Genomic DNA, 10,243 nt, shown 5'->3' with positions numbered 1-10,243 from the left:
ACCAGGCGCTCGTCCATGTCGGCGAGATCGGGGTTCTCGGTCAGCAGGTCCACCAGCATCTGGCGCATCGCCTCGACGTCGTCGGGCGGCAACGCGTTGTCGTCTGGGGAGTCGGTGGCCTCGTCGTCGGTGACCACCGCGCGTGCGCCCAGCGCCGCCGGGAACCACAGGTCGAACATAGCGTCATAGGTCTCGCGGTGATCGGACCGGCGCAACACGGCGCACGCCAACCCCTCCCGCAGCACCTTCCGGTCGCCCAGGCCGAGCGTCGCCATCACGCGGCCGGCATCCACCGTCTCCGACGGACCGACCGAAATACCGGCCCCACGAAGCGCTTCCACGAATCCCACCAAATGGCCGGGCAGCCCGTGCGGGGCGAGCGGCCGGGTGGGTCGGGTGCGGCGGGTGGCCATCAGTCGTCCTAATTCAGCCGCAGCTCGCCGGTTGCGCGCTGCTGGTCGGATTGATGTTTGAGCACCACGCCTAGGGTGGCCGCCACGACCGCGTCGTCGATGGTGTCCAGGCCCAGCGCGAGCAGCGTGCGGCCCCAGTCGATGGTCTCGGCGATGGAAGGAACTTTCTTCAGTTGCATCCCGCGCAGCACGCCGATGATGCGAACGAGCTCCTCGGCCAGATGCGCGGGCAGCTCGGGGACTCGGGACAACAGGATGCGGCGTTCCAGGTCGGGACTGGGAAAGTCGATGTGCAAGTACAGGCAGCGACGCTTGAGCGCCTCGGACAGCTCGCGGGTGGCGTTGGAGGTCAGCACCACGAGCGGCGTCCGCTCGGCGGTGATGGTGCCCAGTTCGGGAACGGTCACCGCGAAGTCGGACAGCACCTCCAGCAGCAGGCCCTCGATCTCGATATCGGCCTTGTCGGTCTCATCGATGAGCAGCACCGTCGGCTCGGTGCGCCGGATGGCGGTCAGCAACGGGCGCTGCAGCAGGAACTCCTCGCTGAACACGTCGTCCTTGGTCTGATCCCAGTCCCCCGACCCGGCCTGGATGCGCAGGATCTGCTTGGCGTGGTTCCACTCGTAGAGCGCGCGAGCCTCGTCGACGCCCTCGTAACACTGCAGGCGCACCAGGCCCGAGCCGGTGGCCTGCGCGACGGCGCGGGCCAGTTCGGTCTTGCCGACACCGGCCGGGCCTTCCACCAGCAACGGCTTACCGAGCCGGTCGGCCAAAAACACGGCCGTCGCGGTGGCGGTGTCCGGCAGGTAGCCGGTCTCGGCCAGTCGCCGCGACACGTCGTCGATGTCGTCGAACAACGGCTTGGACCGGGCGGGCACACTCACAATCGGTTCTCCTAAAACGCTTTCGCCACGCGGGAATCAGGCCGGACGAGTCTGTCCGTCTCCCCACGCAATCCATTTGGTCGAGGTCAATTCGGGCAGCCCCATCGGGCCGCGCGCATGCAGTTTCTGGGTCGAGATGCCGATTTCGGCGCCGAAACCGAACTGCTCACCGTCGGTGAAGGCCGTGGACGCGTTGACCATCACCGCGGCCGCGTCCACGCCGTCCGTAAACTTCTGCGCCGCAGCCATATTAGTGGTCACGATGGCCTCGGTGTGTCCGGTGCCGTATTCGTTGATGTGAGCGATCGCGGCGTCGATACCGTCGACCACCGCCACCGCGATGTCCATCGACAGGTACTCGCGACGCAGGTCGTCCTCGTGCGCATCCTTCGAAAATCCACCGTGCACCGTCACGCCGGCGTCTTGCAGGGCGGTCACCAACCGGGGCAGCGCGTCTTCGGCGATCGCGACGTCGACCAGCAGCGTTTCGGCGGCGTTGCAGACACTGGGCCGACGTGTCTTGGAATTCAACAGGATTCGCTCCGCCACATCCAAGTCGGCGCCTTCGTGCACATAGACGTGACAGTTGCCGACACCGGTCTCGATGGCGGGCACCTGCGCGTCGCGGACAACCGCGTTGATCAGGCTTGCCCCGCCGCGCGGAATCACCACGTCGACCAGGCCGCGGGCCTGGATCAGATGCGTCACCGTGGCGCGGTCATCGGCCGAAAGCAGTTGAACCGCATCGGCGGGCAGGTCCTCGCTGACCAGCGAAGCCCGCAGCACCTGGACCAGCGCCTGGTTGGACCGCGTCGCCGACGAACTTCCGCGCAGCAGTACGGCATTGCCGGACTTCAGCGCCAGCCCAAAGGCGTCGACGGTCACGTTGGGCCGGCCCTCGTAGATCATGCCGACGACGCCCAGCGGCACCCGCTGCTGACGCAGCTGCAGCCCGTTGGGCAGCGTGTAACCGCGCAACACCTCTCCGACCGGGTCGGGCAGCCCGGCGACCTGACGCAGGCCGGCGGCGATGCCCTCAACGCGTTTGGAGTCCAACGCCAACCTGTCGAGCATCGCGGACGGCGTTCCGGCGGACCGGGCGGCGTCGAGGTCTTCGGCATTGGCCGACAGGATCAGATCGCTGTGCGCGGCTATCGCGTCGGCGGCAGATCGAAGTGCCTGGTCCTTGGCAACCGTCGGCAACAATGCCAGGACACGTGACGCAACGCGGGCGCGGCGTGCCGCGTTGTGCACCTCCTGGCGCAAGTCAGGAAGCGATGGTGCTTGCAGACCCATCAAACCAGGGTATCGGGCGGCAAAACCGCGGGTGAGGCGACCCGATCGCCACTACCCCCATGGTGGCGACCCGCATCGCCCGGCACCGCCGCGCTCGCGATCGCCACTACCCCCATGGTGGCGACCCGCATCGCCCGGCACCGCCGCGCTCGCGATCGCCACTACCCCCGATGGTGGCGACCCGCATCGCCCGGCACCGCCGCGCTCGCGATCGCCACTACCCCCGATGGTGGCGACCCGCCATCCCCGGCACGCCGCGCCCGCGATCGCCACTACCCCACCCGCTCTCCGCGCCGCGCACTGCGCACCTTGCTGCGCCGCTCTTCGATGATGTTGCCGAAGTTCTGCAGCAATAGGGGTGCGCGCGTCACCAGGTGCTCAATGTGTTCGCGATCGAGCTCCAGCGCGGTGACCTCTTCGAGCGCGTACGCGCTGGCCAGGTTGGGTTGCCGAGTCAGCGCGGTCAGCCCCAGGAACGACCCCTCGACCAGCGTGCTGATGGGCACCAGCGAGCCGTCGTCGGCGGTCGCGGTCAGCTGCACGCGCCCGGAGATCAGGAACGTCATGGTCGTCGGGACCTGGCCGGCGTACTCCACCACCTCGTCGGCGCCGTAGCGGACAATCCTCGCGGCGGACCGCAGCGACCGCTGCTCCTCGGCGCCGATCCGCAACGCCGGCGCCACCACCGTATGCAACGCATGCTCCACACGTTCGACGGTGGAGAAGTCGTCGTCGGCGTCGTCGAGGTGCAAACCCTCCCGCCGTGTCGCATACCAGGCCCAGCGCAGGAAGGTGGCTTTGGCGGCGCCGTCGTCCGCCGGTGAGGTCAACCCGATCGTCGTGCGGTACTCGGCCGCACCCACCGGGACCGTGCGCGGCACGCTGCCGGCCATGAGCTGCGGCAACCGCTCGGCGATACGCGATAGCAGCGCACACACCTGGTCCGGCGGGTCGACGCTGGAGAACGTCGTCGTCACCGACAGCTTGTGCGCGCCGGGCGGGCGAGAAAGATTTGTGAACGCGTTGCTGGCCAGCACCGAGTTCGGCGTGACCCGAATGCCGCTGCCGGTGTCGATGTGCACGGCGCGCCAGTTCACCTCGACCACGCGGCCGCGGGCCGTGCCGGTATCGAGCCATTCATCGATGCGGAAGGGCTGCTCGAACAACATGAACAGGCCCGAGACGATCTGACCGACGGAGTTCTGCAGCATCAGACCGATGACGACCGACGTGACGCCCAGCGCGGTGAAGATACCGCCGATGCGCACGCCCCAGATGAAGGACGACATCACCGCCAGACCGACACCGATAACGGCCAACCGGGCGCAGTCCAGAAAGATGGTGGGAAGCCTTTTGCGCCAGCTGTTTTCGGGTGCGCCCTCGAACATCGTCGCGTTGAGACCGGACAGCACGAGCACCAGCACCAGCAGGCCGAACACGGTGGTGAGGACGCGCACCGGGACGTCGCCGGCCGGAATCTGCGAGGCCTGAACCAGCAACAGCAACAGCGCACCGAGCGGCAGCAGATAGTTGCGCAGCAGGCCGACCTGCCGAGCCAGCGGGCTGTTTCTGCGCAGCAGCGCGTCGTGCAGCTCGGTGAGCGCGATTAGCCCGAGCGGCAGCCCGACCGCAATGCCGATCGCCCAGTAGAACCACGTCGAGCTGGAGAGGTTCATCAGCGCTCCTGCAATCGGTAGATGGCCTGATCGGCACCGCCGACGGAGATGGTGCCCGCGGGCGTGAAGTGCCGGACATCGCGCATCGCCTCGTACACCTGCGCACTGACATAAACGCCCGGCTGCGGTGCGCCGCTGTGCATTTGATATGCCAAACTGACCGCGCCGCCCCACATGTCATAAACCAGACTGGAGCGGCCGACCAGCCCGCTCACCACGTTGCCGGTGTTCACACCTACTCGCAGGCCCAGCTGGTGCACCGATTGAGTGTTGAATCGGTCGATGATGCGACCGATTTCGAGAGCGAAATCGACCGCGCGATGGATGCTGTCCAGCCGGGGGGTAACCATCCCACAACTGGCCAGGTACCCGTTGTGGAACGTGCGAATCCGTTCGACGCCAAGGGCTTCGGCGGCCGAATCGAATTGCCGGAAGAGATCGTCGACCGTGGCGACCACCTCGTCTTCGGGCAAGTCGCTGGAGATTTCGTCCAGGCCGACGATGTCGGCATAGATGATGGCGACGTCCTGGTGTCTCTGGGCGATGGTCTCCTCGCCCTCACGATAGCGTTGCAGCACCGATTCGGGCATCAATGCCAGCAGCAGGCGATCGTTTTCCCTGCGCTGCTCGTTGAGCAGCTCTTCCTTGATCGCCAGACTCCGGCTCATCTCGTTGAATGCCGCCGTCAGATCACCGATTTCGTCGCGCCGTTTGACCGGGATGTTGATCTCGTAGTCGCCGGAGCTGATCTTGCGGGTGCCCTCCTCGAGGCGGCGGACCGGCCGAACCGCGGCCTGCGCGACAAACATCGAAGCCAGACAGATGGCGAAGATCATTGCCGCGACAGCGATCACCATCTTCTTGCTGAACCTCCCGAGGCGGGCGAATGCGTCGGAGTTGTCGCGCGTCGCGAGGATCGACCAGTGCAGGTCGGAGTTGGGGATTAGCAGCGGCGCATAGGCTTCCAGCTCCCTGTTGCCCATATAGTCGGTGGCGCTGACCACGCCCGTCTCGCCGCGTTTGGCGGCGCGAAGACCGGCGGTATCGACGGGCTGCACCAAGGTGGTGGTGCCCAGCCGGATCGCCCGATCGGCCACGTCGGGCGGCGTGCCGGCGTCGATCGCCGCGCGCCGGTAATCCTTCGGTTCCTCGATGAAATCCCTTGAATCGGAACGCATCAAGTCGTCTGGTCCGGCCAGATACGTTTCGGTCGCCGGCCCCATTCCGCCCGCGTCCCAGTGCTTGTCGGCGGTCATGATCGTGTTGATCTTCGCGACCGGCACCGGCAGTGCCATCACTCCCTCGAACCTGCCGTTCATGCCGATCGGCGACACCACCCACGCCGTGGGCGTATCGAGTGCCGGCTGGTACTGCTGGAAGTCGGTGATCCAGACGAAGTCGACGTCGTTGGACGCCAGGGCTTTCTGGTATGCCTCCCGCAGCTTCGATTCGCGGTACGGGCCGGTCAGGATGTTGGTTCCGAGGTCGGGACCCTTGCGCACGCTGTAGACGACATTGCCCTGCATGTCCAACAACAGCGCGTCGCGATAGTCGAACCGGTTGACGATGCCGCGCATGTAGAAGTCGAAGCGCGCGTTGGACGCCGACCAGGCGCTGCCGTCGCCGGCATCCGGGACGGGCAACGCATCGGGGTTCGCCCGGGGCGGGGCGGTGTAATAGGCCTGAATATACTTCTGCGCGTTGGAACTTGGCAGGACGGCCCTGATGTCGATGGTGTCCCCGGTGATCTGCTTGATCGGTTTGATCATGTCGTTGTCGTAGTAGTCGACCAGCGACTGTTGTTGCGCGGGCGAGATCGTCGCATTGTTCAGTTGGGCGAAGTCCGCCGTGAGGGCCGTCGTCGCCTGGTTGATGCCGAACCCGCCACTCCAGATGATCAGTGAATTCGACACCTCACGAAACAGCGCTTGCACGGCTCGCTTCTGGGATTCGCGCAGCTCGATCAGGCGTTCGGACTCGACCTGTCGCAACGCGTTGCGCCCAGACGCCGCCCCGATGGCGCCGATCACCGCCACCCCCAGGATGCTCGACAGCAGCATGGTGATCAGAATTTTGGACTGGATGCCGAACCGGAATCGGGTCAGGGCGCTTCGGCGCGTGCGCTGGGCGGCCGGGTGAGCCGACTCGGGCTCGATATGGGGTTCAGCGTCTGTTAGCTCGCTCGTGGTCAATCGCCTGCCCCTTTTCCTGGGATTCAGCACGCCTAACGCAGCAGAATATCGTGCGGACACCGAGTTATTCAGGGTTTGCCATGAAGCGATTTGGGTGTCGAAAGTGCTGTTTACCCTGGTGTGCTTTGCCTTCCCGTCACGACTAACGTCGGCGTCATGGCAGCGGTCTGCGTCGTGGGCAGTGTGAATCTCGATCTGTCGTTGAGTGTCGATGCTTTTCCCCGGCCCGGCGAGACGGTGTTGGCGTCATCGTTAACGCACGCGCCCGGTGGCAAGGGCGGCAATCAGGCGGTGGCGGCGGCGCGCGCGGGCGCGCAGGTGCAATTCGTCGGAGCCGTGGGCGATGACGCGGCCGCCGGGCAGTTGCGCGCACACCTCGAGACCAACGGCGTCGGGCTAAACGGAGCCGTCGAAATTCCCGGCCCCAGCGGCACGGCGATCGTGGTGGTCGACGCGAACGCAGAGAACACCATTGTGGTCGCGCCTGGTGCCAACGGTCGTTTCACCCTGGCCGACGACCGTGCGCGTGCGGTTATCGCCCACTGCGATGTGCTGTTGACCCAGCTAGAGATTCCGGTGGAGACGGCTGTCGCGGCGGCGCAACACGCGCATTCGGCGGGAGCGGTCGTCATTGTGAACGCGTCGCCGGCCGGTCCGGATCCCCACTCGCTGGGCGACTTGGCGGCCGCCGCGGACGTGGTGATCGCCAACGAGGAAGAGGCCGACGAATGGCCCTGGCGCCCAGAGCATATGGTAGTCACGCTGGGTGCGCACGGCGCCCGTTACGTTGGCGCCGACGGCGAGTACACCGTGTCGGCTCCGGCGGTCGATGCGGTGGACACCACGGGGGCCGGCGACGTCTTCGCCGGTGTGCTGGCCGCGAATTGGCCATCCAATCCGGGCTCGCCGGATCAGCGGCGGCTCGCGTTGCAGCGTGCCTGCGCAGCCGGCGCGTTGGCGACATTGGTGAGCGGCGCGGGTGATTGCGCACCGGACGCCGCCGCGATCGACGCGGCGCTTCGGAACGCGTCCTAGCCGCTCTGCCCGCCGACGTCGTGGGCGATTCTCAACCCGTCGCCGGTTTCCATCTCGTCCGCTGTCTGGCTGAGCAGCACGCGACTTCGGCTCGGCGATAGCATCGCCGAAAGATAGTGATGCGGCGCGTCGGCCGCGTAGACGAGCCGGTTGACCCGCAACAGGGCCGCCCCGATCGGCATGTCGAGCAGACGCGCATTGCGCGGACCCGCGATTTCGGCCGTGATCTCGTGCCGCACCCCGTCCACGGTGATCCCGCTGTCGGACAGCAGCTCGTAGAGCGGTGCGCGTCGCAATGCGGCCTCAGTCAGCACCGGTGCCAATTCGGGGGGCAGCCAGGCGTCGGTCACCATCAACGGCTCGCCGGTCCTGCGTTGCCGCCGCACCCGCACGATGTGCAGCAACTCGCCGGTGCGGCCGAGGGTTTCCGCGATGACCCGTGCGGGCGCCCGCGTGCCCAGCTCGACCACTTCGGCCTCGGTTTCGAATTGGGTCTGGCGCAGTTCTTGCAGGTACGAGCGGCCGGCCGGCGCATCCGCGGGATCATGTCGGCGCACAAAAGAACCAACGCCGTGGCGCCGCTCGATATAGCCCTGTTCGGCGAGGTCGGCCAGCGCGCGGCGCACGGTGATGCGAGAGACCCCGAACTGGTCACACAGGGTCTGCTCGGTGGGCAACGCTTCGCCGGGCGCGATGACGCCGCGGTCGATCTCGTCGTGCAGCACCAAGAACAGCTGCCGGTGCAACGGCACACCGGCGGTCGTGGACACCGGCCCGTCCTTGTCGCGGCGCTGCTGCACGATGCTCAATGCTTCCACACCGCCTCCCTTGCGCGACCCGACTAGTTGTTATAAACATATAACAACTAGTCCAGCGATCCACAGGGAGTTGTGATGACCTCGGTGCAGCAGCGGGCCGCCACCGATCCGGCCGGCCCGACCGGGCGTCTTGCGACCTGGGTCGCCGGTCTCACGCTCGACGACGTCCCCGCCAACGTCGTCGACCGAGCCAAACACCTCCTGCTGGACGGCATCGGCTGCGCCCTGGTCGGGGCTCAGTTGCCGTGGTCACGGGTGGCCACCGGCGCCGTGCTGGGATTGGAGGGCCCCGGCGACAGCATCGTCATCGGTACCGGTCAGCGGACCAGCGCGCCCGCGGCAGCGGTGCTCAACGGCACGTTCATCCAAGGCTTCGAACTCGACGACTTCCATCCTCTTGCCCCGCTGCACAGCTGCTCGCTGCTCATCCCGGCGCTGCTGTCGACGGCGTCTACGCGTCCGGTGCCGACGACGGGCGCCGACCTGCTTCTCGCGGCCATAGCCGGGTTCGAAGTCGGCCCCCGCGTGGGCTACACCCTGCACGGCACCCAAATGCTCGACCGGGGCTGGCATTCGGGCCCGGTCTTCGGCACCCATTCGGCGGCAATGGCGTCCGGCAAGCTTCGCGGCCTGCCACCGGCGCAACTGGAGGACGCACTGGGTCTGGCCGCAACCCAGTCGGCGGGCCTGATGGCCGCGCAGTACGAAGCGATGAGTAAGCGCATGCACCACGGCCTGGCCGCGCGCAACGGTTTCTACGCGGCGGGCCTGGCGGCCGCCGGCTACACCGGCATCAAGCGCGTGTTCGAGCGCGAATACGGTGGCTTCCTCAGCGTTTTCGGCGAGGGCCACGCTCCGGATGCCGCGCTGCTGACCGGTGGACTCGGCCACCGCTGGGAGACCACCATCATCATGGTCAAGTCCTACGCCGCCATGGGTGGGCTGCACGGTGCTATCGACGCCGCCCGGCAACTACGGAGTTCAGTTGCGCCGGGCGATATCTCGTCGGTCGACATCACCGTCGGGGAGACGGTGTACAAGCACGGTTGGTGGATGCCGGAGCGGCCGCTCACCCCGATCGGGGCGCAGATGAACATCGGATACGCCACCGCGGCCGCGCTGCTCGACGGCAACGTGCTGCCCGAACAGTTCGCCCCGGCCCGACTCGATTCCGACGACATCTGGTCGCTGATCGAAGCCACGACGGTGCACCTCGACGCATCACTCGCCGACGCCGGCAGCACCGATAAATTCCGCACCGATGTCGTGGTGACCACCCGGGACGGAACCGTGCACCGCGCGCGAGTGCCCCTGCCGCACGGCGCCCCCAACGATCCGGTCACCAACGACGAACTGGTGGCCAAATTTCACGCCCTAGCCGACCGGGTCACCAATCGCGACCGCGCGACGGCGATCGAGCGCGCGGTGATCGGGCTCAACGACCTGGCAGACGCCAACACACTGATCGACCTGCTCGCCGGCCCCGTCGCGGGCGCGCTGGACTGAAAGGACGCAAGATGGCAACAACAACGCCCGCCCGTCAGCGGCTCAAGGAACTGCTGAGCAAGCGCGAACTCATCGTCGCGCCAGGCGTTTTCGACGGCATATCCGCACATTTGACCAGAAGGACCGGGCATGTCGCCGCGTACATGACCGGCGCCGGTGTGGCGGCGTCGGGTTTCGGGTTGCCCGATATCGGCCTGGTCACCGCGACGGAGATGGCCGACCGGGTCGGGGTGATCACCGGCGCGTTGGGCGATGTCCCGCTGATCGCAGACGCCGACACCGGTTACGGCGGACCCATGAACGTCGTGCGCACGGTTCGTTCCTACGATGCGGCCGGGGTTGCCGCCATCCAACTCGAGGACCAGCTGTTCCCCAAACGCTGCGGTCACCTCCCGGATAAGCAGCTCGTCGACGCGGCGGTGT

The 10,243-nt window shown here is 66.9% G+C and carries 8 protein-coding genes and 1 pseudogene; 3 read left to right on the top strand and 6 right to left on the bottom strand.

Annotation, left to right across the window (positions count from 1 at the left end; all coding sequences use genetic code 11):
- The 5 genes and pseudogenes from A5652_RS17135 to A5652_RS17115 all read right to left on the bottom strand — a co-directional run.
- Positions 1-413 (bottom strand): annotated as a pseudogene (locus A5652_RS17135) (hypothetical protein); the annotation flags it as partial.
- A gap of 8 nt (positions 414-421) precedes the next feature.
- A complete protein-coding gene (locus A5652_RS17130; protein WP_067129062.1) occupies positions 422-1,297 on the bottom strand; it encodes a MoxR family ATPase in 876 nt (291 codons plus the stop codon).
- Between the two features lie 36 nt (positions 1,298-1,333).
- Positions 1,334-2,593: a glutamate-5-semialdehyde dehydrogenase gene (locus A5652_RS17125; protein WP_067353824.1), complete on the bottom strand. Its 1,260-nt coding sequence runs from the start codon at positions 2,591-2,593 to the stop codon at positions 1,334-1,336.
- A 272-nt stretch (positions 2,594-2,865) separates the two neighbouring features.
- Positions 2,866-4,269 (bottom strand): mechanosensitive ion channel domain-containing protein, encoded by a 1,404-nt coding sequence (locus tag A5652_RS17120; protein WP_067353822.1) that lies wholly within the window; start codon positions 4,267-4,269, stop codon positions 2,866-2,868.
- Positions 4,269-6,461 carry an adenylate/guanylate cyclase domain-containing protein gene (locus A5652_RS17115; protein ID WP_067353817.1) on the bottom strand — a complete coding sequence of 731 codons (2,193 nt, stop codon included), beginning with the start codon at positions 6,459-6,461 and terminating at the stop codon, positions 4,269-4,271. The genes A5652_RS17120 and A5652_RS17115 overlap by 1 nt, the downstream gene beginning before the upstream one ends.
- A gap of 156 nt (positions 6,462-6,617) precedes the next feature.
- Here A5652_RS17115 and A5652_RS17110 point away from each other — a divergent pair, with 156 nt between their 5' ends.
- Positions 6,618-7,496 carry a ribokinase gene (locus A5652_RS17110; protein WP_067353813.1) on the top strand — a complete coding sequence of 293 codons (879 nt, stop codon included), beginning with the start codon at positions 6,618-6,620 and terminating at the stop codon, positions 7,494-7,496.
- Here A5652_RS17110 and A5652_RS17105 read toward each other — a convergent pair.
- On the bottom strand, positions 7,493-8,305 hold the full coding sequence (locus A5652_RS17105; protein ID WP_067353827.1) for a GntR family transcriptional regulator: 813 nt from the start codon (positions 8,303-8,305) through the stop codon (positions 7,493-7,495). The two genes, A5652_RS17110 and A5652_RS17105, sit on opposite strands and share 4 nt — an antisense overlap.
- Positions 8,306-8,389: 84 nt before the next feature.
- On the opposite strand from A5652_RS17105, the gene A5652_RS17100 reads away from it, so the two are divergent.
- Both A5652_RS17100 and A5652_RS17095 read left to right on the top strand, forming a co-directional pair.
- Positions 8,390-9,820, top strand: coding sequence for an MmgE/PrpD family protein (locus tag A5652_RS17100; protein WP_067353810.1), 1,431 nt, complete (start codon positions 8,390-8,392; stop codon positions 9,818-9,820).
- 11 nt (positions 9,821-9,831) lie between these two features.
- A partial coding sequence (locus tag A5652_RS17095; protein ID WP_197513984.1) for an oxaloacetate decarboxylase occupies positions 9,832-10,243 on the top strand: 412 nt, incomplete at its 3' end.

The sequence above is a fragment of the Mycobacterium sp. 1165178.9 genome, assembly GCF_001673555.1.
Classification (GTDB): Bacteria; Actinomycetota; Actinomycetes; order Mycobacteriales; family Mycobacteriaceae; genus Mycobacterium.
The sequence above is the reverse complement of the archived record's forward strand: the minus strand, read 5'-3'. Positions and strand labels throughout refer to the sequence as shown.

What these genes read in the sequence shown, in the direction of transcription:
- A5652_RS17100 (WP_067353810.1), top strand. Translation starts at nt 8,390, where the DNA reads ATGACCTCGGTGCAGCAGCGGGCCGCCACCGATCCGGCCGGCCCGACC.
- A5652_RS17125 (WP_067353824.1), bottom strand. Translation starts at nt 2,593, where the DNA reads ATGGGTCTGCAAGCACCATCGCTTCCTGACTTGCGCCAGGAGGTGCAC.
- A5652_RS17110 (WP_067353813.1), top strand. Translation starts at nt 6,618, where the DNA reads ATGGCAGCGGTCTGCGTCGTGGGCAGTGTGAATCTCGATCTGTCGTTG.
- A5652_RS17120 (WP_067353822.1), bottom strand. Translation starts at nt 4,269, where the DNA reads ATGAACCTCTCCAGCTCGACGTGGTTCTACTGGGCGATCGGCATTGCG.